Here is a 25,188-nt window from a genome sequence, read left to right as displayed (position 1 = left end):
CGTGTTCCCGAGAGTCTCAGCTTATTTGATGGGTTCATAAATAAAATTTTTAAATCTTACTGTACCCTCCCCAATTGAACAAAGCCCGAGCCGCAAACTGATAAACCCACCCAGCACATTATGGTTATAACTGGAAACTTCTACCGAATTTTCTATTTTGATCCACTCTTTTCCATCACGACTGTAGTACATGTCTACCGTGCTGTTAATGTTTTTAAGGCGAAGGAATACCTTTCTTTTTATGACTGAACGAACAGTTGGGAACTGCCAGCCTCTTAGGTTGGCCAGGATATTCTCTTTATCTGCCAGTATACCCGAATAGATTTTGTCATTATAAAACAAAACCAGGCCTCCCACCGCATCTCCTTCCATTTCCAATTCAACCTGCGTTGTGTAAGAATGACTGTAGGGGATACATAATAATGGTGAACAATCGGCAACCGAACTCCCTTTTGCCGTAACGGTTAACTGACGATCTTCTAAATGAAATCTGCTGGTATCGTAGCCACCCCAGAATTGCCATTGCGGTTGTAGTTCCTTACTGCTAAAATTGTCATTTAATGAAATTGAACTGGTTGATTGTGCTTGAACGATTTTATTAGCAGGTTTGCCCGCTTTGGTGTTATGGGGTATTCTATACCAGCCATCGGCGGTCCATTCAACAGGTTCCAGCAACGTTTGCCTGCCCATATTATAAAAACCTTTTTCATAAGCATGATACACCATCCACCACTGCCCGTTTGCATCCTCAAACAAGGTGCCGTGCCCTTTCGACCACCACTTTTCCGACTGGTCGTTCGTCCTGATGATGGGGTTATAGGGAGAATTTTCCCATGGTCCGAAAGGTGATTTTGAACGTGCCGATACCACCATATGACTGGTAGCCGGGCCTGCCGTGCCGCCTTCAGCTACAGTTAGGTAATAATAATCTCCTCGTTTAGCCATTTTGGGGCCTTCCATGCAAAAACATTCGATAGACCACTCGGCTGGTATTTTCCACCCGTCGTATACATGCTTGATCTCTCCGGCAACAGAAAGTCCATCGTCTGATAGGGGGACATATCCACCGTTATTGAAGTACAAATAACGTTTGCCTGCTGCATCCACAAAATGGCCCGGATCGATATAATTCATCTTCAACTCAACCGGTTCACTCCACGGCCCCTCAATTGATGGAGCGGTTACAACATAGTTTGTATTATTTGCAGGAAAATAGATGTAGAATTTGTTCTTATACTTCACCAGATCAGGCGCCCAAACAGAACCGACATATTTATGCAGGGCATGGGTGACCGGTTTCCAATGAATGAGATCGGTTGAATGCCAAATTAACAGGCCCGGATAATATTCAAAAGATGAATGGACCATATAATAGTCTTTGCCATCCCGCAAAATACTGGGATCGGCATAATCTCCGGCGAAAATGGGGTTCAGATAACTTACAGGACTTCTATGGCCGCGTTTATTCTGCGCGTACGCAGTCAGCGAAAAAAAGGTTAAAGCAAATATCAAAAACCTAAAATATATCTTCATCTCTTTAAATTGAAAAGTCTTACTGTTAACTGTTATTAAACGGATGGTTTTATAAAGTTCAATTTTGGATTGAACTGTTCTGCTTGTTGAATAGATTGCCGTTGATAATAATTGTGCAATATACACTTAAATAATGTTCAACAATTAGGGAATTCAATCGGCAGCTCACGGTATTACAAGGGCCGATCTGGCAGTATGGCTGGTGGGCCAACTGGATAGTGAAACTTATATAAGGCAGCCTGTTGTAGTTGTGAATGATTAATCGATAATTGATCCTGTCCGCTTAGTTCTGCCCATCCGGGCGTCCTCCGCCTGTATGCAACTAGGCGGCTTGCACTTATTCCAAACTATAACCCATCCCCCTTGTTGTAACATCATGAAAACACCTAATGTAATATGGCAAACTGTGGGGCTGGGCGCTGTTGCGGGTATGCGCGCTACTATTGCGCCCATGCTGGCTAGTCATTATTTAAGCAATCACCCCAATCCGGCCCTGTCGAGCTCTGCGCTGCGGTTTATACAAATGCCGGTTACTGCCGTTATTACCAAGCTGCTTTCTGTTGCCGAAATTGCCGGCGATAAACTGCCTACTGCGCCGGATAGGATTGGCATGCCGCAGCTACTGGGGCGCGTGGTATCGGGCGCGTTCGTGGGTGCAACCATATTCAAGGCCAACCGGCAAAGCGTTATAGATGGTATGCTGTTAGGCGGCGCATCGGCCTTAGCGGCCACTTTCGCCAGTTTTTACCTGCGCAAGTATGCCGATAAAATACCTCATGTAAAAGACCCGGTTGTTGGCGCGGTAGAAGATGTGGTGGCCCTTGGTACGGGCTTGTCTATCTTGAAGGGATAATTTAATTATTCAAAGTAGCTGGCTTCCGCTTATCGGGCGGCAGCGCCTGGTATTGCTTGTAGCTATCGCTCATGTAAGTTATCATATTAAAGTCCTTACGGTCGAAGACTTTCACGCTGGGGGTGTATAGGCTGATGAAGTTATCCAGTTCCTCGCCCTTAAGGGGTACGTATTGACCTACAGTTGCGGGCACAAAGAGCTCATGGATGCGGTCCATCATATCAAAATCATGCAGTTTTTTGGCCAGTTTAGCTTTATCGCGCTCGCCTTTTTTCCAGTAATGCACGCGAAAAACCGCGCCACCATCTAAGTTGCCCATGCGGTCGCGGTGGTAAACCATCGTCTGGCCATGGTATTCCTTATCGTAATCTTTGAACTTCTTCGCCAAATCGGTAGTGGTGATATCTACCTGCTTAAGCTGTATGTTCTGAGGCAACATAAATATTTCGGAATTGCCAAGGCTGGTAACCACTGCGGTATCGTTATAGTAGCCAAAGCTTTTGAATAAAACCAGGTCGCCAAGTTTGGCGGGGATCGAAAAGTTACCCTTTTTGTCTGATAGCGTATTCTGCTTATTGTTGAGGTTCTCTATCCAGATATTGCCGAGACCTACGCGTGTTTTATCCTCAAACACGCGCCCCTTGAATGTGCCCTGGGCCAACGCAGCCGAATAGGATAACAGGAGGGCAAAAATCAGCAGATATTTAGGCATGGCTTAAAAGTATAAAAAAAGGTAGCATGCTGATAATGAGTGCCGGGGATTTAACTAAATTTAACAGTTGAACATTGCGGAACACGGGCTTACACTGTCTGAATTATTATAGAAAGAAATTTTTTTAACCCCAGATTTGTATTTAAACAGTATATTTATTGGCATAAAAACCTAATATCCTTTCATTTTTGATTACGCTTATACGCATTTATACCCGACCCCATTTTGGAGAAGAACTTAACTAACCACGGCTCGGCTTTGCCAAATGGCGTACAAACCCGGCAAGATTTGTATAACAGCTACGGAAGTATGCTGCTTGGTTTCCTTTTTGAGGTCACAAAGAGCAAACCCATTGCCGAACAATGCCTGGTAGATATTTTCAACGGCTTGCAGTTTACCGATATACAGGCCATTACCAAACCCGGCGTAAATACCTTTTGCCAGTTGCAGATAATAGCGCGTAAAAAGCTGACTTCCTTTTTAGAAACCGTTGTTGAATGTGCCGACCAGGCCGCAAAACCTAATGCCTTGCCCGAACAGCGCAATAAGTTTACAGATTTGATGGAGCCCGAGCAACGCCAGGTATTTTGCGGCATCCATTATCATGGCAAAAGCACCGGCACGCTGGCAGTCGAACTGAATAAGTCGGAGGAAGCCATCAGGCAGATACTAAAAGAATCGTTCAACGTTATCAGGAACCAGCGCAATGATACAGCAGCAGTATATAGATAGTGGTATTTTAGAGGCCTTTGTTACAGGCACGGCCACCGAAGCTGAGGTGAGCGAACTGATGTACATGAGAGCCCAATACCCCAAGGTGAACTTTGCCCTGCAACAGCTGGAATATACCCATCTGCGTTAAGTTTTCGTAAACCTTTTACAACATGATAAGTTATTCTTTGATAAGGAGAATAACATTATGGCATCATCAACAGAAAAAGCTGGCAACAAAAGTAACGGCGCAATTAACCCAGCAGCCTCAAAACAAAAAGAATTGAAAACCGAAGGACCCCTAAGCGAAAAAGACGAGGTGAAAAAAGCAGAGCGCGCACTGGGCAAGGCCATTAAAAAGAACGCTTAGCTATTTACCATCACCGGCTCGCCGCTAAGGGCGGCTGCAACGTTATCAATAAGGTTACGTTCTGAGAATGGTTTCAGCACCACGCCGGTAATACCTACGGATAGGTACTTATCCCGGTCTTCTTTCAATACATTGGCCGTAAGCGCCAATATAGGTAGCGACGCTTTCTGCGGGTTGCCGTTTGCACGCACCAGTTGCGAAAATTCTATTCCGCCCATTTCAGGCATCTCGATATCGGTAAGGATGATGTCGTACGTATGGTCTTCAAAAAGCTGCAGGGCCTCGCGGCCATCGCAGGCTACATCGAAGATAAGGCCCCATTTTTTAAGGATGGTGCTTACCAGCAGCACGTTCAGCTTATTATCCTCGGCCACCAATACACGCTTGCCTGCAACCAATTCCCTGGGGTTAACTGTGCTTTGCGTTTCTGTTGCTTTGCAGGCGTCCGTAGCGTTTAACTGCATGGGTAACTTAAAACTGAATATAGAGCCCTTGCCAACATTACTGGTTACATTGATACTGCCGCCCTGTAGCTCTACTATTTTTTTTACGATGGCCAACCCCAGGCCGGTGCCCGGCGTGTTGGTTGCTTTTTGTGCCGATGACACCTGCGAAAACTCATCGAATATAAATGGCAGGTTGTCTTTATCGATACCCAAACCGGTATCGCGCACGTACACGTTCAGTACGTTGAAGCCGGGCTGCCGCCCATCGGTAATGAAAGCATTGATAAATACCGAGCCGCGGGGGGTGAACTTGATGGCATTGCTCACCAAATTCATAACCACCTGCTTCAGGCGGAAACAGTCGCCCTGTAAGCAAACATCCTTGTCGAAATCAATCTGGTGGTTAAGTACGATGCCTTTTTTCCCGGCTTGCACCTGCATGCTGTTAACCACGCCGGCAATGGCTTCATAAGGCTTAAAGGGTGCTGCCTCAAAGTTCATCTTGCCGGTTTCGTACTTGCTAAAATCCAGTATCTCGTTCACCACATCCAGCAGCATTTCCGATGAACTGCGGATGGCATTGATTTGCTCTTTTTGCGGCTCGTTCATTTCGCTTTGGGTAAGCTGTTCAGAAAAACCGATAATGGAGTTGAGCGGCGTGCGTATCTCATGGCTCATGCTGGCCATAAAACGGCTCTTCGATAAAGCGTAGTTCTCGGCTTTTTCGGTGTAAATCAACATTTCCTCCTCGTTCTTGAATATCTTCCAGATGTTGTACAGGATTATCGCCACCACCAGGGTAAGCAGGATAAACATCAGGCCCGACAGCTTCCTCAGCTCGTACAACACCGTAGAAACGTTGCTGTTCACATCCTGTTTGCTGGCGGTTATGTACTGTTGCTCGGCTACTTTATATTTCTTCAGGCTGCTGATGATCTGGCTAATGAGGCGGTTGTTTATCTCCAGCATCTCCAGTTCGTTCTTGCGCAGGTTGTTGTTGGCCTCGTAAAGCTTGCTGTAATAATTGTTGTACACGCGGGCCACTTTTGGCGTAGGCGTCATGGTGGTAATGGTGGTATCGGTAGTTCGCTGTACCAGCAGGGGGGCCATTTTGGCTTCTTGCTGCTTTTCTTTTTTACCGAACAAACGGCCTAAGAAGCCCTTTTTCTTTACCGGAGCCGACGCTGTAAGCAAGGGGCGTATGGTATCTACGTGTATCTCGGTTTTTACGCGCTTCACCACAGGCTGCATCAGGTATTTGTTATCGGCATTGCCTAAACCTGTGTTAATTTTGCGTGCCGACCTCAGCAAACTATCGGTAAGTGCCATCAAGCGGATGTAGCTGTCTGTCTTTAATGATTTCTCGCTGATGAGCCTGCCCAGCTCTGCATCCTGCGCAAGGCTGGAGGTAGCTCTGTTGCGGTGATTAATGGTATCAATAATACTGTGGATGCTGTTTATTTGCTTGTTGAACCGTACGAAGTAATCTTTTTTGGAGGTGAGGGCATACATGCGGCCGCTGTTATCGGCACTGTAAAGCTCTACAATGCAGCTATCTATCAGGGCCGAGTTTTCGCGGGCACTGATCATCTGCTGGAAACTACTGCGTATCTTTTCGGCTTTGTTGTAATGCAGGTACAAGTAAAAAGCACTGCCCGAAAGGACGACGATAAGCATTACAATAAGGCAGTAGCGTAATAGGGGGACTTTTTTTACACCGGCAATCATCATTCAGGTCTAAGTAATTTTTTTTAATAGCAAACGGCTTTATTTGTGATAGTTGAAATAGGCGTTAGCTTTGTGTTTTTTTTACACTTAGTGCAATGGTGATGCCACAGTCGGGTTTATTCCTTTTAAGAGTTGTTTTTAAACTACCGATAGCTATTTTTTCGTTTAAGGTAATTTTTTAAATGTGAAGTGTAGGAAATTGTGGGCAGGGTACATGTAAAATGCCCTATTTACAACAAACCCTACTGTTTGCTTGTTAAAGCTAACAGTAGGGCATTATACAGTGGACTGACAGCGTCGCCGGGTAACGGCGCCGCGCTTCAACCCCTTAGTTCAGTTCCAGCGTTACTATCGATTTAGATGGCAGCGTAACTACCAGCTTATCATCGTCTTTTTTGGCGCCGGTGAAATTTTTCAAGGTTAATTTATTGGGCTGCTCGAAGGTGTTTACATCGGTAATATTGGCCGAGGTAAGGATGGTGCCTTTCACGTTGGTCCATACGATATCCTTAAGCGCGGTGCTTATGGTAACGGTGTTGTGCAGATCCAGGTTTACTAAGGAGATGTGAATTTTACCGTTAGCATCCTGCGAAGCAGAAACGTTTACGGCAGCTATTTTTTTGCCATCCACCTCATAATCGGGCGAGTTGAGTTTGATGTTGAGGTATTTGGCATCCTGGTGCACCTGGTACATATCAAATATGTGGTAGGTAGGGGTGAGGATCATCTTCTCTTTTTGGGTGAGGATAAGCGCCTGCAATACGTTTACGGTTTGGGCCAGTTCGGCCATTTTCACCCTATCGCAGTGGTTGTTGAATATGTTCAGCGTGGTACCTGCTATCAGTGCATCGCGCAGGCTGTTCTGTTGGTACAGGACACCGGCGCTGGGGCCTGGTTCAGGGTCGGTCCAAATACCCCACTCATCAACTACAAGGGCCACTTTTTTATCCGGATCGTATTTATCCATTATGGCGGCATGTTTGGTAACCAGGTCGTCCATATGTATGCAGTTTACCATGGTGTTAAAGTACTCGGCTTCGCTAAAGCTGGTTGCCGAGCCCTTTTTGCCCCAGTTGCCTGTAGGGAGAGTGTAATAATGCATAGATACGCCCCACATCATATTGTTAGGGATGTTTTTCATAAGGGTTTCGGTCCAGTGGTAATCATCAGAGTTGGCGCCGCTGGCAATTTTCTTCAATTTCGCACCGGGGTAATCCTTAGCGAAGGACGCATAACGCCTAAACTCGTTGGCGTAGTATTCGGCAGTCATGTTTCCGCCGCAGCCCCAGTTTTCGTTGCCTACGCCCCAAAAAGATACTTTATAAGAATCGGCCTGGCCGTTTGCCTTACGTTGCTGTACTACTGTGCTGGTACTGTTGCTGTTAAGGTACTCTATCCATTTGCTCATCTCATCTACCGTACCGCTGCCCAGGTTGCCGGCAATGTATGGCTCGGTACCCAGCAGTTTGGCAAGTTCTAAAAATTCGTGCGTGCCAAAGCTGTTATCTTCGGTAACGCCACCCCAGTTGGTGTTTACCATGCGGGGGCGGTTTGCGGCGGGGCCAATGCCATCGCGCCAGTGGTATTCATCGGCAAAGCAGCCGCCCGGCCAGCGCAGGTTGGGTATTTTTATTTTTTTTAGGGCGGCTACCAGGTCAAGCCGTATCCTACCCTGCTTTTTCACGGGCAGGTTTTTATCTACCCAAAAACCATCGTAAATGCCACGGCCCAGGTGCTCTGCAAATTGACCGTAAATGTGCCTGCTGATGATTTCCTTAGAATCGTTGGAGATGGTGATGCTGCCGTTGCTTTGGGCAAACGCAGCCGACTGCCCCGCCATAAATAGCAAGAGTAAGTACTTCTTCATAATTGGTTATAATTAATAAGTGTTGTTTTAACAATTATAAAAGTAGGTATTTTTTTGGCTTATGCAAACGGATTGCGATAAATTTGGTGAATCATCTCATAACATGAAAAAATACGCCATCGCGATAGCTCTGATTCCTGTACTTTTTGCCGCTTGCAAGCCCGGGCTAAGTCCCGAACGCCTGTACGGCAAATGGAATTACATACGGGTAGAGAAACCCGCATCGCCCGGCGATAGCGTAACCCGCTTTGTTATTGCAGACGAAAAGCCTAGCATCGTTTTTAATAAAGACAATACCTTGCAGATATACTGGAGCGGCAAGGTGCTTTCGCAAGGGAAGTTTACTACCGCAGGGCAGGATATAAAATATACCGAGGACCTGGGCGAGGGCAAAACCCGCGATTTCCCTTTTTCGGTAAACGAATTATCGGATAAGAAGATCATCTTTGAAACGCTGGGAGCGGATGGTTCGAGGGTGACGGCGGTTAGGGAGTAGGCAGTGGCAGTTTGTAGTGGCAGTAGCAGTAACAGTTTGCAGTTAATTTCTGAACTCGAATTTTAGCGGAATTTTAAGAATTGCCAGAATCATCCCCGTCGGGATAAAGCAAAATTCTGAATATTCGTTAATTCGTTTAATTCGAGTTCAGACAATCGGTGAAATCAACCTAAATCAGCGTCTCCCGCATGCAAATCACCCAGGCAAATCGTCATTGCAAATCTGAGACGCAAAATATTGCGTCTCTACGGTGAAAAATCAAAGGAATTCTGTGGAATCAATACAATCGGTGCAATCGGCTCAAAAAATCGTGTAAATAGCTCAATCAATAAATCGTGTTAATGTGCCGCTACCACGCCGCCGCTTTGCTTAGCCTCCACTTTGGTTTTGATAAACCGCCTGCCAATTAACAATAAGCACAAAGCCATTGCGCTGGATACGATGATGACCGATGCCATGGGCACGGCCGATTTGGCTTTGAACAGGCTTATGCCAACCGATACTGCCGAGCCGATGGCCATTTGCGATGCGCCTAACAGGGAGGAAGCCACGCCTGCGTTCTTCTCGAAAGGTGCCAGCGCTAACGCCGATGTATTGGGGCTAAGGAGGCCCACGCAGCACAGTATGCTGAATATCATGATGATGGTACCCACCAGGCCCAGCCAGCCTTGCAGCGCGCCAATTAAAAACACCACAGCTATGCCTACCATGGCTATCATTACCGCGTTTACGATCTGTTCGCTTTTGTATTTCTTTACCAGCATACTGTTTACCTGGCTGGAGCCGATGAACCCGACGGAAAGCAGGGCGAATATCCAGATGTAGGTTTTGGCGCTCACCTTAAATACCTCCATAAAAACAATGGGCGATGCTGCGATATAGGCGAACAGGCCCGAAAATGCCAGAGCACCGCAAAAGCTATAAGTGTAAAATTGCGGCGTTTTCAGTACACCCCAAAAGCTGTTGATAATAGGCAAAGGCGCAAGCGAATAGGATGGATCTGGCGGGTAGCTCTCGGGCAGCAGGAATATCACGGCAAGGCTTATCAGCACCGCTATTACAGCAAGGATAAGGAATATTACGTGCCAGCCCAGCGTTGCGCTCACAGAACCACCCACCGTAGGTGCAATAAGCGGCGATGCGCCCAGCACCAGTATCAATAATGCAAAAACCTTAGCATTATCTTTCACCGGGAACAGATCGCGTACCATAGTCATTGAGGCTACGGCAGCCGCGCAACTACCTATGGCCTGCACAAAACGCAGCCCGATGAGCATCTCGATGCTGCCCGCAAAATAGCAGCCGATGGATGCGATGATGTATAATGCCAGCCCGAAATACAGCGGCCGTTTGCGGCCAAACCTATCCAGCAATGGCCCGTAAAGCAACTGCCCGGCCGATATACCGATGAAGAAACTGGCGAGCGAGAGCGCCACGTTCTCGGTAGTGGTGTGCAGCGATTTGGCGATGGCCGGGAAGCTGGACAAGTACATGTCTATAGAGAAAGGCCCCAATGCCGTTAGCGCACCCAATATCAGTATCAGCAGGAAATAGCGTTGCTTGGTCATGCCCGTAAATAACGCGCTTTAATTTGAGATGCAGGAAAGCGGAGGTAAATTATTGCATTAAAGTGAACCGCTGATTTTTCGCGAAGTATTAATTTTTTATTTAGTGCTCAAGATGGCTACGCCGTTTTAATGATTAAATGATGTCGCTGATGATTGAGCCTTGATTTTTAGGATGAAGGGGGTTATAGGATACCTTGCATCGTCAGGCAATCCTAAAATCCTTTCATCATGGTTCAGATAGATTGGCATTGCCTGCTGTCTGAACCTTGATTTACTTGATGAAGGGATGAAAGGATTTTGAAAATCCATCATGGCAATCCTTAAATCCCAATAATCATGGTTCAGACTGAATTACGCTGCTTTCTCGCCAATAGTTTTGCCGGCAACAATCGGGGCCATGCTCAGGCTGCCGTTGTGTACACCGCCCACTTCAACCTGCAGCGTAGCGGTTTTTATATCGCCTGCAATATTACCCGTGCTGCGGATCTCTAAAGATGATGCGGTTATATTGCCGGTAACTTTGCCATAAACCACAATTTCTTTGGTAATAATATTGCCTTTAACCACGCCTTTTTCGCCAAGGATGAGGCCTTCATCAACCGTGATGTTGCCGTTTACGGTGCCATCTATACGGGCAAAAGCGGGGGCTTTAAGGTTGCCGTCTAATACCGCGCCTTCGCTGATGAGGGTTGATATTGCCTGGAGGTCCAGCGCTACTTTTTCTTTTTTACTGAAGATTGCCATGGGGGGAAGTGATTGATTGGGTGAGTGGAGAGTGGTTAATATTGAGTGAATGGTTGATTAGGTGAGTGGTGAATGGTTTATAGCCGGTGAATGTTAGTTGCAAAACCACTCACCACTTAACTATTCACCACTCTCCACTCACTACTTATTCAGCGTTAAAAAATTAATAGGATTTATGGGTTTGCCGTTTTTGCGTACCTCGTAGTGCAGGTGCGTGCCGGTAGAGTGGCCGGTAGAGCCTATCTCGCCTACTTTTTCGCCTACGGTTATCTGCTGCCCTACTTTTACCGTAATGCGCGACAAGTGCCCGTACAGGGTTTGGAAATTGTTGCCGTGGTCTATCCTTACGCAGTTACCATAACCGCCGTACCAGCCTGCAAAAACAACTTTGCCGTTGGCGGTGCTTTTGGCCTCATCGCCACGGGCACCTTTAAAATCAACGCCGGGGTGGAACTCTGCACTGGCCGAGTTGAATGGGTCGCTGCGGTAGCCGAAGAACGAGGTGAATGAGCTTATTTTGGGGTATCCCATTGGGGTAAAGGCAACGTTGCCCACCAATTGGTTAAGATAATCGTTATAAAGGCTGTACACCTCTTTGTCCGATAGTTTTTTGCCTTCGGCATTGCCATCACCGCCTGTGCCATTGGTGCTGAAGCCCTTTAGGCCGCGGCGGCGCAGGTAATCGTTTATGGTTTTAAGTTTGCCTTCTATTTGTTGGATGTAGCCTTGTGCAGAATGTTGTTCGCCCGCTTTTTGCAGGTTTGCAGGTATCTCGCCCTTTAGTTTCACTATCTGCGATAGCAGCGCCATCTTCTCCTGTTCCTGCCGGGTATTTTGGGCTTTTAGGTAGAAGATAAAGCCCGCCAGCATTACAAATATGGCACCTACTGCGGCTGCATAATGTTTTATTCTTTTTAAATGTTTGGTTTTTACCTGCAACGACTGTGGGTTTCCATTGCGGTTCAAAATCATAATAGTACTTACATCAGATGGCTTTGGGTTCATCAGGTTAATTAATTGGGACTGCAAAATATGAAACAGAATCCAATTAATCAAATTAACATTACGTTAACTTGTACAGCTACAATTAATTATAAACAATTTCTTGCGTAGAAATTATCTTGCATAAAAAAGGCGGTGAGCTTTACAGTTGGCGGTTGCCAGTTTTCAGTTGGCAGTGTGCAACGCGAAACTGGCAAAGATGCATGTTAGCAATTTTACCTAAAAGTAGGTAGCGGCTTAAGCAAAGTTCCGCCTGTAACAACAGCGCTTTTACAGCAATCAAAAGATACTGCAAACCGGTAACTGCCAACTGGGTTACATATTCAAGCTTAAATATTGCTTCGGATTAACGGGGTGGCCGTTCTTGCGTATCTCGTAATGCAGGTGCGGGCCGGTAGAGCGGCCGGTTGAGCCAACCCTGCCAATTACATCGCCCACGGTAACGCGCTGACCTTCGTGCACGTTGATTTTTGATAGGTGGCCGTACCAGGTCTCCAGTCCGTTAACGTGCCTGATGCGCACGCAATTGCCGTAGCCGCCTGCTTTGGCTGCATATATTACGTTGCCGCTGGCGGTGCATTTTACGGCATCGCCTTTATTGCCTTTAAAATCTAAACCCGGGTGGAACTCGCTGTTGCCAAAATCGAAGGGATTACCGCGGTAACCGAAAAACGAAGTGAAGGAGCTTAAGCGTGGGTAACCCATTGGCATGTAGGCTATGTTGTTCACCAGCTTATCCAGGTAGGTATTAAACTCGCTGTACATTTTGGTGTCGCTTTTGGCTTTATTGCTACTCAGGTTAACGGTTTTGAAGCCGATGCTGTGCAGCCCGCGTTTGCTCAGGTACGTATTGATGTTTTTAAGCTTGGATTGTATGCTTTCGATATAGCTAACGGCCTGGCTGCGGTTGCCGTCTTTTTCGGAGTTTGCCAGCATAGCTTCTTCGGTGGTTTTGTCTACCTCGGTTTGCAATGCGGCAATTTGCGAGTGCAGGCGGGTGTTCTCATGAGCCTGCTCGGCCACCTGGCTGTTCAGTTTCATAATGGCGGTCATCAATACCATTACCATAATGATGCCTGCCGCAATTGCTAGTTTTAAGCTGTTGAAGTGCTTTACTCTTACTTGTACAACCCTGGGTTGGGTTTGATTTTTTTGCGTAAATATGCCCATTACCTAAACGTTCTGTTTTTAAGTTTTTTCTTTAGTTTATTAATCAGGGATCAGCGTTAACCGATTCCGCAATATAATGATTAAATTTAATTGCGGCGCAACATGAACTAATTATAACCCGAACGTCAATTAATCGGGTTTATTCTTTGTACTTATACCTTTTGTTAAATGATTTGGTATTTTTGTGTATAAATTAAGAATTAAGCTAACATACATATGTACCCGGAATATTTAGTTGCCCCGATGCGGGAAGAATTGACCAGAGTTGGTTTTGAAGAATTGAAGGATGCAGATGCAGTAAACCAGGCTATAAAAAGCGAAGGTACTGTATTTGTGATGGTTAACTCGGTTTGCGGCTGCGCTGCTGCCAACGCGCGCCCTGCTGCACGCATGGCAAGCGCCAACGAAAAACACCCCGACCGCCTGGTTACCGTTTTTGCCGGCATGGAGCGTGAAGCTGTTGATGCTGCCCGTAACCTGATGCTGCCTTACCCGCCGTCATCGCCATCGATGGCGTTGTTTAAAGATGGCAAGCTGGTACACATTATAGAGCGCCACCAGATAGAAGGCCGCCCGGCACAAATGATTGCTGATAACCTGATTGGCGCGTTTGAAGAATACTGCTAAGTTTCAGAGTCAAGATAAAAGAAAGGTTCGGTGCAAAACGCCGGACCTTTTTCTTTTTGGTCGAATTTTTAAATCCTGGTTCTTATTTCTTGTATCTTGACTCTATTAAAATAAAACCATGCTTTTCCAGTTCAAAGATCAGTTTCCGCAATTAAAACTTCACCTGGATAAGTACCTTCAATACCAGGAAAGGTTGGAACTTCCGGCAAAAACCATACTGTTAGAAGAAGGGAAGGTTTCGCATAGGTATATTTTTGTGGAAAAGGGTTGCCTCAGGCTCTACTTCAACAACAATGGCGATGATAAAACCGTGCAGTTCTTCTTCGAGAACGAGGGACTGAGCTCGCTTGAAAGTTTCGTGAATAATACGCCCAGTATGTTCACCATCGAAACCATCGAGCCATCGGTGGTGTATGTAATGCAGCAGAGACACGTGGGCAAATTGATGGAGGAGTTGAGTAACGAGCCCGGCTTTATGCAAATGATGTTACAAATATTTGCCCGCAGGCAAACGCATTACATCAACGAATTTGTTTCCTTTATCCGCGATACGCCCGAACAACGCTACCAAAACCTGCTTGCCGATAGGCCGCATATTGTACAGCGCGTACCACAGCATTATATTGCCTCGTACCTGGGCGTGAGTACCGTGCATTTAAGCCGCATCAAAAGCAAATTGGCAAAGTGTAAGCCGCATTTCTGAATTTACATAGCATAACCGGCAGAACTATTATAAAAAAGAAATCGTAAATTTGTTAGAAGGAGGGCCACACAATGGATAATGAAAACATCAAAACAGATATGGAAGAGCAAGTCCCCTTTTCTAAGATTAAGTCCTATTCTGTTTCAGAAATTATGGCCGGCGGAGGTCCCGAAGCTTTTGCTACGAAACTTGGAAAAGACACTAAAAGCCTTATCGCCCGTTTAAAAGAATTGCCCAAAGAAGCCTTTCTTACCGAAGAGGAAGCCGAAATAGCATTAGAAATGTTGAGGAATAGTAAATAACTTATTATTCGACACGGACATTCCGGTTCATCTCTCAAAAATAAAATTACTTCATTATTTACCACCGATAACGATTTCGATCACCTCAACGGAGTTTTCTTCGATGTGGTTAAGGTCAAGCCATCATCGCTCAAAACTTGATAACATATGTTATCGTCCGCTGCCTGCTTTCCACCCTAATTTTGGGTAAACAAAACAAAAGATATGAAAGCAGCAGTGATGTACCTTGAAGGGGGCTTACCCCGATACGCCGACTTCCCCGAACCCACCATACAAAACGACGATGAGCTTTTAGTTACGGTAAAAGCAGTTGCCATTAAGCATTTCGATAAAGGCCGTGCAGGCGGAACGCATTATTCCTCGGCCGGGCCGACAACCGGCGGCAAAGTTATTGGCGGCGATGGCGTTTGCCTGCTTACCAATGGCACCCGCGTTTATGGCATGGGCGTTAGCGGGATGCTGGCAGAAAAAGCTGTTATCTATAAAAGCCGTATTGTACCAATCCCCGCCGGTTTAGATGATGCTGTCGCTGCCGCCCTGCCCAACGCCGTCATCGGCGCAGCAATGGCCCTAAAGTTTAAAGCGGATATACAACCCGGCGATGTAGTGCTGATAAACGGCGCGACAGGGTTTACCGGACAAGTAGCCGTTCAAATTGCTAAACACTACGGGGCTGCCAAAGTAATAGCAACCGGCCGGAACACCGCTTCGCTTGATAAATTGCTTACGCTTGGCGCAGATGAGGTCGTTATTATTGCGCAGGATGACGAACATTTCAAAGCGCAGCTAAAGGAAATCCACGCCCATACACCAATAGACGTTATTATAGATTATTTGTGGGGGCATACCGCCGAAATGATTTTGGAATGCCTGAAGGGTGATGGCTCGTTTACAAACAGGATAAGGTACGTATCTGTGGGTGCTATGATGGGCGACCTTATCCAGCTCTCCGCGGCAAATCTGCGCAGCGTAAACATCCAGCTAGGCGGCTCGGGTCTCGGCGCATGGACAAAACAACAGGTTGGCATGCTCTTTTCAGAAATCCTCCCGGAGATGTTCCAATTGGCCGCCGAAGGCAAGCTTAGCATCCTAACTCAATCCGTTAAGTTGGAAGACATAGCCGAATTATGGAACCTCGATGTGCCCAATGGGCAGCGACTGGTGGTTGTTATATAAGTTTGTAGTTTCGAGTCCGAAAGAAGGAGTATTGACTTCTATGCGTGCGGACTTACGGACCTCCGACTATTCGCTCCGCAAACTCTTCACCGGGTTTACTAAGGCTGCCTTTATAGATTGGAAACTAACGGTAACCGCAGCAATCAATATCATCAAGCCGCCCGATAAGGCAAACATCCACCACTCGATAGTTGTGTGGTAGACAAAGCCCTGCAACCAGCCCGACATAAAATACCAGGCTATTGGCGCGGCCACAAACAGGGCAATTACTACCGGCAGTAAAAAGTCTGATAGCATAAGGGTAAATAAGGATTGAACACCAGCACCCAATATCTTGCGGATGCCAATTTCCCTGGTGCGTTGCTCGGCAGTAAATATGGCTAATCCCAACAGCCCGAGACAGGATATAAAGATGGCTATCACCGCGAAATAGTTGGATAGCTTGTTTACTACCTGTTCGCTCTTATACAGCTTTGCGTATTCATCATCTGAAAATTGGTAGGAAAATGTAAAATCGGGATTCAGTTCTTTACAGATCGATTCGAGGCTCGTCAGTACTTTTTTGGTGTCGCCTGCTTTAATACGTAACAATATGGTCCCCCACTTTTGGTTATCGGCCAGCCGGATAACGAGTGGCTCTATACTTTGGTGCATAGAGTTAAAGTGAAAATCTTTTAAAAGGCCTATTATCTTACCGGCGCGGCTGCCCATTGCTAAAGGCTTCCCAACAGGTTTGCTGTATCCTATCTTTTTTGCAGCCGCCTCGTTAATCAAGTAGTTGGCCGAATCGGCAAATTGTTTTGAGAAATCCCGCCCGTCCAATAGCTCCAGTTTCATGGTTTTAACAAAATCATAATCTACCATTGCATCCGAAAAAGGCGAATTGCCAGGCGCTTTTCCCGGCCAGGAAATATCTCCTTTAGTATGCCCAATCACGGTAGGCGATTCCTTCATTTTAGTGATAGCCTGTATCCCGGGTAAACTACCCGCTTCATCTTTAAAAAGCTCGTACTTTTTTATCAGCTCGCCTTCCAAGGGTATATATACCAGGTTCTCGCGGTCGTAGCCAAGGTTTTTCGACTGCACAAACTCCATCTGCCGCGATACAACAACCGCACCCACAATGAGAATAAGCGACATGGCAAACTGAAAGATCACAAGCGCTTTGCGAAAATATGCTGCAGAAGGTTTTATTTTATACCCGGCTTTTAATGTACGCACCGGGTTAAGAGCCGAAAGAAATAACGCCGGGTAGCTACCCGCTACGGCACCCGTTATTGCAACCAGGCCAACCAATGTGAGCCAAAAAAGAGGCTGGTTATAAGGAAGCGATATCTGCTTGCCGCTGATGCCGTTGAAGGCTGGCAACAATGCGATAACGATAACCAGCGATAATAGCACCCCTATAAAGGTTACCAATAGCGCTTCGCTCAAAAATTGCTTTACCAGGCTTGCTCTCGCCGCGCCGATAACTTTTCTTACGCCTACCTCTTTTGCCCGCTTAACAGACCGTGCTGTAGCCAGGTTCATAAAGTTTACGCAGGCTATTAGCAAAATGGCAATTGCTACAATGGTAAATAGTTGCACATAGGTTATCCTGCCACCATCCAGCTGCCCGTTTTTAAACAACGAGTGAAGATATTTTTCGGTATATGGCTGTAGCAGCAACTCTGGTTGCGCACCTGCGTCGCCTACCTTGAATTGTTTTATAAATGCTTTGATCTTGGCACCTACCGCCACCGGGTCGGCATCTGCGCGTAGCTGTACAAAAGTATAAGGGCTGCTGCTCCCCCAAGTTGCTGCCCATGCGTTTTCAGTGATAAAATCTTTCCATCCCTTTAAAAAATCAAACTGCTGCGAGGAGTTGGCTGGCAGGTTCTCAAAAACAGCGGTAATAGTTAAGTTATCCTTATTTTCATAACGGATGGTTTTACCGATGGCATCTGCTGGCGACCCGTAAAAAGCTTCCGCCATTTTGCGGGAGATAGCTAAGCTACCGGGTTTGCTCAAAGCATTTTCGGGCCTCCCCTCCAAAAGTTTATAGCTAAACATTTGAAAGAAGTCGGCACCGGCATAGCTGCCATCCATTTTTAATACGTTATTGCCGGCTTCAAACGTAATGGGGTGGTTTTGTTCCAGCCCGCTGGCGTACAATACCTCGGGGACCTGTTTTTTTAGTTCTTCCGCTAATGGCCCTTGCGTAAAGTAGCCGGCCTCTGCAATGCCATCATTAATTTGGCGTTCATAAACCTGGTACAATTCTTTTCCGTTTTTATGAAAACCATCCACACTATATTCATCCCATATCCATAAGCCAATCAGCATAGCCAGAGCCATACCCACGGCCAGCCCGCTAATATTTATAAAAGAGAACGCTTTATTGTTAGCGAGGTTGCGCCAGGCAACTTTTAAATAGTTTTTGATCATACCTTCATTTATTATTGAATAGCTATCACTTGCCCGTATGCCAGGCCTGGCGTCATTTTGCTGGTTGCGATTGATTTTATTGCGTATTTTATCAAATAGCGCAGCGCTATTGTCGCGCTCTGCTTTACTACCGCTCAGCCACCAATCTTCAAGGTTGCTTAATTTATTAGCCATAGCGGAATCATGCCTAAGCAAATCAGACAGTTCTTTAAGTTCTTCTTCTGATGCTTCACCCGCCAGCTTTCTGGCTATAAGGTTTCAAATATGATCCTTAAGCTCCATGTTTAACCGTCTATTCGCTTCTCAAACTCTTCACCGGGTTGCTCAATGCTGCTTTGATGCTCTGGTAGCTTACCGTAAGCATGGTTATGCCAATAGCGCCGACGGCAGTGGCTGCAAATATCCACCAGGAAAGGTCGGCGCGGTACTTATAATTTTGGAGCCAGCCGCCCATAAAATAATAGGCTACAGGTATAGCAAACATCAGCGAGATACAAACCAGCGCAATGAAATCTTTCGACATTAGTTGCCATAAACTGAATACCGATGCGCCAAGCACTTTGCGCACGCCGATTTCTTTGGTGCGCTGTTCGGCCATAAACGATGCCATGCCGAATAAACCCATACAACTGATGAAGATAGCCAGCAACGTAAAAAAGCCGGCCAGTTTGCCTACACGCTCTTCGCTGGAGAATTTACGGGCATACTCTTCGTCGGTAAATTTATAATCGAATGGGCTGGCGGGGTTGTATTGCTTAAACACCTGTTCAACCTTGGCCAGTGCATCGTGCGTGCTCATTTTAGGATTCAGGCGAACATCCACCAAATCGCCGCCACCGCCCGACAAAGAAAACAGTGTGGTTTTTACAGGTTCGTATGGCGACGACATCACCAAATCCTTCACCACGCCAATAACATGGTATTTGTAATCGCCGCTTTTTACAGTAGCGCCTACGGGGTGCTTCAGGTTCATGAATTTCACCGATGCCTCGTTGAGGATAAGGGCAGATGAGTCGGCTTTATTATCCCGCGAGAAATCGCGCCCGTCTATTACGTGCCATTGGGCAACTTTGCCAAACTCGGGGCTTATCCTGATGAAGGCGAAATCGTCCTGCAAGTCGGGTGCTTTTCCTTCCCAATCGAAACCGCTGCTGTTAGAGTACACATCTGTAAGCGGGCTGCCCGATTCGGCTATTTCAATAATAGCGCCGCTTGCCAGCAAATCGTTACGTACAGCGGTGAAGTTTTTGTGGATGTCATCCGTTTTCATGCTCATTTGCACCACGCCCGTACGTTCGTAGCCTACAGGGCGGTTTTTGGTAAACTGCACCTGCCTGAATACGATGAGCGTACCGATAATTAGCGTAGCCGATACAAAAAATTGCAGCACCACCAACACTTTGCGTGGCAAGGCAGCATATTTGCCGGCCTTGAACGTGCCCTTTAACACCTTAACCGGCTGGAAAGACGACAGGTAGAATGCCGGGTAGCTGCCGGCAATAATACCCGTAAGTAGGGTAAAGCCAATACCCAACAACCAAAACACAGGGTTGCCCCAAAGTACCTTCATGTCTTTACCGGCAACCTGGTTAAACCAGGGTAGTGTTACCCACACCAGCAGGATGCACAGCACGAAGGCAAATGCCACCACCATTAACGATTCGCTGAAGAATTGGGCTATCAATTGCGCCCTTACCGAGCCGACCGCTTTGCGGATGCCTACTTCTTTAGCGCGCTTTTCTGAGCGGGCGGTGCTCAAATTCATAAAATTGATACAGGCCAGCAACAGCACAAACACGCCGATGATGCCAAACAGCCAAACAAACTGTATGGCGCCGCCCGTGTTTTTGCCGTCTTTAAATTCGCTGTAGAGGTGCCATTTATTCATAGGGTGCAAAAACACCTGCGGGTTAAAAGAGGCACCTACCTTATCGCCTTGCGCGGCGATGTTCTTCTTTTTCAAATCCTTTATGCGAGCATCTGCTTTGGTAATATCCGCGCCCGGGTTTAGCTGCGCAAATAGCTGGAAGGAGTTGTTGCCCCATTGTGTTGCTGCGCGTTTAAGCCATTCCTCTGTCTGCAAGTAAAGCTCCCAGGGTAAAATATAAGTAAGCTCATTGAACTCGGTGTTGCGGGGCAGGTCTTCATATACGCCGGTAACGGTTACGTCTTTTTTATTATCTATTCTGATGGTTTTGCCCAGTGGTTCATCGCCACCAAACATGGCGGTTGCCACCTTTTGCGATATCACGATAGATAGCGGGTCTTGTAAACCCTTGCGCGTGCCTTTCAGCATTTTCAGCGTGAGCATGTCGGGTGCTTCGGGCTGCATGTAACTGCCCGTCATGCTCAGCTTTTTATCGCCAACGGTAAGGATGTGCTCAAAGTTCCAGCTCGACAGCACCATGTACTTAAAGTCGCGGTTGGGGCCGGTATAATCGCTGCGCAACATAGTGCCCAATGGTATAGGAATGGCCACCTGGCTAAACGTAGTGCCATTTATGGCCTGGTGTTGCATTACCTTCACTACCCGGTTATAGTTATCGTGGTATTTATCGTACGATAGTTCGTCCCATATCCAAAGGCCAATGAGCATAGCCACGGCCATACCTACCGATAGCCCCGACACGTTGATGAACGTATGCGTTTTGTTTTTGATGAGGTTGCGCCAGGCAACTTTAAGATAATTCCTTATCATTTTTTTTGGATTACACCGATTAATATGATTACACCGATTTTATTTTTTTGATTCCACCGATTCCTTTTATTTTCTTGTCTCTTGTCTCTTGTCTCTTGTCTCTTGATTCTTGACTCTTGACCCTTGACCCTTGACCCTTGCCTCTTGCCTCTTGACTCTTGATTCTTGCCTCTTAACTCTAACCTCTTTACTCCGATTTCAAACTCTTCACCGGGTTCATAAGGGCTGCTTTGATGGTTTGGATGCTCACCGTAAGCAAGGTGATGGCTATTGCGCCGGCACCCGTCAATACGAACGACCAGCCGGAAATGGCCGAGCGGTACTCGAAATTCTGTAGCCAGTTGTGCATCAGGTACCAGGCTATGGGCGTTGCGATGAGCAGCGATGCGGTAACCAATATTACAAAATCTGTCGATAACAGCCGCCAAAGGTTGAAAACGGAAGCGCCCAGTACCTTGCGCACGCCGATTTCTTTTACGCGCTGCTCGGCCATGAATGATGCCATACCGAACAGGCCCAGGCAGCTGATGAATATGGCCAGGCTGGCGAAGAATGCCGCCAGTTTACCTATACGCTGCTCGTTGCCGAATTTTTTAGCGTATGCCTCATCCACGAAGCTGTACTGGAAAGGCTGCTCGGGGTTGAACTGCTTGAACACCGTTTCTATTTTGCCTACGGCTGCGTTCGCGCTTACTTTTGGGTTAATTTTCAGTACCACTGCGCTGCCTGCGCCACTGTTCAGGAAAAACACGCCGGGCCTTACGGGGGCGTAAGGCGAGTTCACTACAATATCGTTTATCACGCCAATAATTTTATAGGTATTGCCATAAAAAGTGATGCTTTCGTTGGTAGCGTTTTTCATGCCCATGAATTTGGCTGCCGCCTGGTTTATGACCACGGCTAAGGAATCGGATGGGTAGGCATCAGAAAAATCGCGCCCGGCTTTAAATTGCCAGCCCACGGTTCCGCCATAACCGGTAGACACCCCCGCTTGCAGGAAATCTACGCTGAGATTGGGGTCTTTAGCTTTCCACTCTATAGCGCTGGTACTGCCGGCCATGCCCGTTGGCGATACATCGCCCTCGGCCATAGACACCACGGTGCCTGTCTTCAATAATTCATCCTTTACGGATGCGATGCTTTTATGGATAGCATCTCCGCCAACCTGCACAGCCAACAGGCCATCGCGGGTGTAGCCCACGGGGCGGTCCTTGGCAAACTGTATCTGGCGGAACACTACGATGGTGCCGATAATAAGCGTAACCGATACCGTAAACTGCAATACCACCAGCGCCTTACGCGGGATAGCTGCTAAACGCCCCACCCTGAACGAACCCTTTAACACCTTTACGGGCTGGAACGATGATAAGTAAAAAGCCGGGTAACTGCCCGCTATGAGGCCTGTAAGCAAGCTGAAGCCCAAAGTAAGCGCCCAAAATGCCGGGGCCGACCATAAGATGCTCATTTGCTTATCGGCAACCTCATTGAAAAACGGCAGGCTGAATTGTACCAGCAAAATGGCGACCCCAAAGGCAAAAGCCACGCACAGCAACGATTCGGCGAAGAACTGGTAGATAAGCTGCGCCCGCAACGAGCCTATAGCCTTGCGGATACCTACTTCTTTAGCCCGTTTCTCTGACCGTGCGGTACTTAAATTCATGAAATTGATGCAGGCCAGCAGCAAAACGAACAGGCCGATGATGCCGAACATCCATACATATTGTATGCGGCCGCCGGTATTGATGCCATTCTTGAATTCATCGTACAGGTGCCACTGACTCATGGCCTGTAAAAACAAGGCGGGTTTCTTTTTGGCGAGTACTGCGCTCACGTTGCGCAGTTTTTCGTCGCGTATTTTTAACGATGCTGATGCCATACTGGCATTAGGGGCCATTTGCACCCATACGGTACAAAAATTTGGCCGCCAGGGCTCCTTCATCGATTTCATGTCTTGCGCAACGTACATCATTTGCCATGGGGCAATGAAACCTACATTGGCCAGCGTGGCATTCTGGGGTATATCCTGGTAAACGCCGGCTACCCGTGCATTAAGCTGATTATCTATCTTGAGGGTTTGGCCAATAGGGTCGGCATCGGCAAAGTAAGCCTTGGCTGTTGCTGCGGATATGATGATGGATGATGGATCGGCCAATGCTTTGCGGTTGCCTTTAAGCATCTCCAGCGTAAACATTTCGGGGCCATCGGGTTCCATAAAAACGCCGACGCGGTTTGTTTTTTTTGCATCGAGGGCCAGCAGGTGGTCGCCCCAGCCTGCGGCCATTACCACGTGCTTAAAGTCGCTGCTGTAGTTTTTGCGTAGCTCGGCGGCTAAGGGGTAGGGCAGGCCATCCCAGGTTTGTACCTCGCCATTATTGGTAACGTTTTGTTTTACCTGCGCAATGCTGGCGTAATTCTGGTGGTTTTTATTGAAGGAGAGCTCGTCCCATATCCAAAGGCCTATCAGCATGGCAACAGCCATCCCAACAGACAGCCCGGCAATATTGATGAACGAATGCACCTTATTTTTGATAAGGTTGCGCCAGGCAACTTTTAAATAGTTCTTTATCATATTTTTTTGATTACACCGATTTAGAATTGATTCCACCGATTTACACCGATTTCTTTTTTTGATTTCACCGATTTATCTACCCTTTCTTAGCAAGCAAGCTTGCTAAGAGTATTGTATAAGATGTATGCCAATTTTGCAATTATTTGTTAGTCAGTAACTTGTGATGGTAATGAGTTATCCGATTGTTCGATAACGGACGGTGGGGTGTCCGCTTATATGGCGGCTGTGCCGGGCCGTCGGCAAATCTTAACAAACGGTGTTAAAAATTAATATTGAGGTAGTATTTGTTTTTTAATAAAAACCCTACATTTAGGTATTCAAACAATTAAAAACTAATTATGAAAAGGAAGATTTTTACTACGGCTTTATTATCGTGCTGCTTTATGATAGCCATGGCGGCCTTTGCCGACCTGAACGGCAAGTGGACAGGCACCCTTAATACGCCCGATGGACAGGCACTTGATATTAGCTACAACTTTAAGGTAGATGGCGAAAAACTTACCGGCACCGCTTCTTCGCCTGCAGGTGATGTTACTGTTGACGATGGCAAAATAAAAGGCGACGATTTTACCTTTAAAGTAAACGTAAACGGTACCGACTACCCGCACAGCGGCAAAGTATATGCAGATTCGGTTGCCATGAACATAGATTTTGGTGGTAACAACGCCCATTTTGTTTTAAAACACGCTAAGTAATTATAAACCTAAAACCAATAGAACCCTGCCCCAAAAAGGCGGGGTTTTTTGTTGGGGTGAGCCAGGGGTATTAAAAAAACGTCATGCCGAACTTGTTTCGGTACCCCACACGGCAGGTAGCCATTATGCAAAATGGCAATGCAAGATCGCTACTTTTATGATGGGGTGTTGAAATAAATTCAACATGACGACAAATTTTTAAAGTTCGAACCCGTACCTTTGCGGCCAAATGCTGCAACGTATAACCGCATATTTGCTAATCGTATCACTGGTAACAGTGAACTTTACGCGGCTGTTCGTTTACGCGGGTTTCGAGCTTAACCGCAATTATATTGCTGCCAAGCTTTGCGAAAACCGAGATAAACCCTGGATGCATTGTAATGGCAAGTGCTACTTTATGAAAAAGATAAAGCTGGCCGAAGACAACAAAGCAGCCGGCGAACGCACAGCGCAAAAGAACCTTTTCCAGGAAGCGGGATTTAACGAGCCAGAGCAGGTTAAGTTCCATTCCGTTTTGTTGGCGGTTATTGCAAGCCCCGAGCTTCCTATAAGCCTGCCCACCCAAATCCGCCCTATCTTCCAGCCTCCGCGGCTTTCATAAATTCCATCTAAGTTTTCTCGATACAGCTTTTTGATGATGGCGTTCGCCGTTGTTATTATCATGCATTTGAATTTCTGCATGGGCTGTATATTTTTTTAAACGCCATTAGCTCAAGCATTGGGAAGGTTAGTTCACGCAAAGCCGCTAAGGCGCAAAGGGTTTTAAGCTATTCTTTGCGGCTTTGCGCCTT

The 25,188-nt window shown here is 46.7% G+C and carries 22 protein-coding genes; 11 read left to right on the top strand and 11 right to left on the bottom strand.

The genetic code is table 11. From position 1 onward, the window contains the following. Positions 1-21: 21 nt before the first annotated feature. Positions 22-1,533 carry a family 43 glycosylhydrolase gene (locus tag AC1DYT_RS21815; protein WP_477471630.1) on the bottom strand — a complete coding sequence of 504 codons (1,512 nt, stop codon included), beginning with the start codon at positions 1,531-1,533 and terminating at the stop codon, positions 22-24. A gap of 376 nt (positions 1,534-1,909) precedes the next feature. Here AC1DYT_RS21815 and AC1DYT_RS21810 point away from each other — a divergent pair, with 376 nt between their 5' ends. Further along, positions 1,910-2,386 carry a DUF4126 family protein gene (locus AC1DYT_RS21810; protein WP_477471629.1) on the top strand — a complete coding sequence of 159 codons (477 nt, stop codon included), beginning with the start codon at positions 1,910-1,912 and terminating at the stop codon, positions 2,384-2,386. Position 2,387: 1 nt separating this feature from the next. On the opposite strand, the gene AC1DYT_RS21805 is transcribed toward AC1DYT_RS21810, so the two are convergent. After that, complete coding sequence (locus AC1DYT_RS21805; protein WP_477471628.1) at positions 2,388-3,098, bottom strand: peptidase associated/transthyretin-like domain-containing protein; 711 nt, start codon at positions 3,096-3,098, stop codon at positions 2,388-2,390. A gap of 225 nt (positions 3,099-3,323) precedes the next feature. Between AC1DYT_RS21805 and AC1DYT_RS21800 the strand changes: the two genes are divergently transcribed. From AC1DYT_RS21800 to AC1DYT_RS21790, 3 genes are read left to right on the top strand one after another with little or no spacing between them, the layout of a single operon-like run. Beyond that, positions 3,324-3,830, top strand: coding sequence for a sigma factor-like helix-turn-helix DNA-binding protein (locus AC1DYT_RS21800; protein ID WP_477471627.1), 507 nt, complete (start codon positions 3,324-3,326; stop codon positions 3,828-3,830). Then, the gene (locus AC1DYT_RS21795) at positions 3,805-3,960 is read left to right on the top strand and encodes a hypothetical protein (RefSeq protein ID WP_477471626.1); all 156 of its coding nucleotides are present in this window, start codon (positions 3,805-3,807) and stop codon (positions 3,958-3,960) included. The genes AC1DYT_RS21800 and AC1DYT_RS21795 overlap by 26 nt, the downstream gene beginning before the upstream one ends. A 57-nt stretch (positions 3,961-4,017) precedes the next feature. Further along, on the top strand, positions 4,018-4,179 hold the full coding sequence (locus tag AC1DYT_RS21790) for a hypothetical protein (protein WP_477471625.1): 162 nt from the start codon (positions 4,018-4,020) through the stop codon (positions 4,177-4,179). Here AC1DYT_RS21790 and AC1DYT_RS21785 read toward each other — a convergent pair. Then, complete coding sequence (locus AC1DYT_RS21785; RefSeq protein WP_477471624.1) at positions 4,176-6,356, bottom strand: ATP-binding protein; 2,181 nt, start codon at positions 6,354-6,356, stop codon at positions 4,176-4,178. The genes AC1DYT_RS21790 and AC1DYT_RS21785 overlap by 4 nt on opposite strands. Before the next feature lie 325 nt (positions 6,357-6,681). Continuing rightward, on the bottom strand, positions 6,682-8,220 hold the full coding sequence (locus tag AC1DYT_RS21780) for an alpha-N-arabinofuranosidase (RefSeq protein WP_477471623.1): 1,539 nt from the start codon (positions 8,218-8,220) through the stop codon (positions 6,682-6,684). Between the two features lie 103 nt (positions 8,221-8,323). Between AC1DYT_RS21780 and AC1DYT_RS21775 the strand changes: the two genes are divergently transcribed. Further along, positions 8,324-8,716, top strand: coding sequence for a hypothetical protein (locus AC1DYT_RS21775; RefSeq protein WP_477471622.1), 393 nt, complete (start codon positions 8,324-8,326; stop codon positions 8,714-8,716). A 338-nt stretch (positions 8,717-9,054) separates the two neighbouring features. On the opposite strand, the gene AC1DYT_RS21770 is transcribed toward AC1DYT_RS21775, so the two are convergent. From AC1DYT_RS21770 to AC1DYT_RS21755, 4 genes are all read right to left on the bottom strand, one after another. Further along, positions 9,055-10,284: a multidrug effflux MFS transporter gene (locus AC1DYT_RS21770; RefSeq protein ID WP_477471621.1), complete on the bottom strand. Its 1,230-nt coding sequence runs from the start codon at positions 10,282-10,284 to the stop codon at positions 9,055-9,057. 351 nt (positions 10,285-10,635) lie between these two features. After that, positions 10,636-11,028, bottom strand: a complete 393-nt coding sequence (locus AC1DYT_RS21765) for a bactofilin family protein (protein WP_477471620.1) — start codon at positions 11,026-11,028, stop codon at positions 10,636-10,638. A gap of 141 nt (positions 11,029-11,169) precedes the next feature. Further along, a complete protein-coding gene (locus AC1DYT_RS21760) occupies positions 11,170-12,033 on the bottom strand; it encodes a M23 family metallopeptidase (protein WP_477471619.1) in 864 nt (287 codons plus the stop codon). A gap of 312 nt (positions 12,034-12,345) precedes the next feature. After that, on the bottom strand, positions 12,346-13,200 hold the full coding sequence (locus AC1DYT_RS21755; protein WP_477471618.1) for a peptidoglycan DD-metalloendopeptidase family protein: 855 nt from the start codon (positions 13,198-13,200) through the stop codon (positions 12,346-12,348). 216 nt (positions 13,201-13,416) lie between these two features. Here AC1DYT_RS21755 and AC1DYT_RS21750 point away from each other — a divergent pair, with 216 nt between their 5' ends. From AC1DYT_RS21750 to AC1DYT_RS21735, 4 genes are all read left to right on the top strand, one after another. Then, positions 13,417-13,827 carry a BrxA/BrxB family bacilliredoxin gene (locus tag AC1DYT_RS21750; protein WP_133228932.1) on the top strand — a complete coding sequence of 137 codons (411 nt, stop codon included), beginning with the start codon at positions 13,417-13,419 and terminating at the stop codon, positions 13,825-13,827. 118 nt (positions 13,828-13,945) lie between these two features. Beyond that, positions 13,946-14,530, top strand: a complete 585-nt coding sequence (locus tag AC1DYT_RS21745; protein WP_477471617.1) for a Crp/Fnr family transcriptional regulator — start codon at positions 13,946-13,948, stop codon at positions 14,528-14,530. A 71-nt stretch (positions 14,531-14,601) separates the two neighbouring features. Next, on the top strand, positions 14,602-14,832 hold the full coding sequence (locus tag AC1DYT_RS21740; RefSeq protein ID WP_477471616.1) for a hypothetical protein: 231 nt from the start codon (positions 14,602-14,604) through the stop codon (positions 14,830-14,832). A gap of 204 nt (positions 14,833-15,036) precedes the next feature. Then, positions 15,037-16,008 carry a quinone oxidoreductase family protein gene (locus AC1DYT_RS21735; protein WP_477471615.1) on the top strand — a complete coding sequence of 324 codons (972 nt, stop codon included), beginning with the start codon at positions 15,037-15,039 and terminating at the stop codon, positions 16,006-16,008. 66 nt (positions 16,009-16,074) lie between these two features. On the opposite strand, the gene AC1DYT_RS21730 is transcribed toward AC1DYT_RS21735, so the two are convergent. From AC1DYT_RS21730 to AC1DYT_RS21720, 3 genes are all read right to left on the bottom strand, one after another. Further along, positions 16,075-18,609 carry an ABC transporter permease gene (locus AC1DYT_RS21730; RefSeq protein ID WP_477471614.1) on the bottom strand — a complete coding sequence of 845 codons (2,535 nt, stop codon included), beginning with the start codon at positions 18,607-18,609 and terminating at the stop codon, positions 16,075-16,077. A gap of 118 nt (positions 18,610-18,727) precedes the next feature. After that, a complete protein-coding gene (locus AC1DYT_RS21725) occupies positions 18,728-21,133 on the bottom strand; it encodes an ABC transporter permease (RefSeq protein WP_477471613.1) in 2,406 nt (801 codons plus the stop codon). Positions 21,134-21,320: 187 nt separating this feature from the next. Beyond that, the gene (locus tag AC1DYT_RS21720; protein ID WP_477471612.1) at positions 21,321-23,702 is read right to left on the bottom strand and encodes an ABC transporter permease; all 2,382 of its coding nucleotides are present in this window, start codon (positions 23,700-23,702) and stop codon (positions 21,321-21,323) included. Positions 23,703-24,040: 338 nt separating this feature from the next. Between AC1DYT_RS21720 and AC1DYT_RS21715 the strand changes: the two genes are divergently transcribed. Together AC1DYT_RS21715 and AC1DYT_RS21710 are read left to right on the top strand one after the other, a co-directional pair. Next, positions 24,041-24,397, top strand: coding sequence for a hypothetical protein (locus AC1DYT_RS21715; protein WP_477457305.1), 357 nt, complete (start codon positions 24,041-24,043; stop codon positions 24,395-24,397). 229 nt (positions 24,398-24,626) lie between these two features. Further along, on the top strand, positions 24,627-24,998 hold the full coding sequence (locus AC1DYT_RS21710) for a hypothetical protein (protein ID WP_477471611.1): 372 nt from the start codon (positions 24,627-24,629) through the stop codon (positions 24,996-24,998). Positions 24,999-25,188: the final 190 nt, after the last annotated feature.

This window comes from Mucilaginibacter sp. P1_D10, assembly GCF_056406215.1.
The sequence above is the reverse complement of the archived record's forward strand: the minus strand, read 5'-3'. Positions and strand labels throughout refer to the sequence as shown.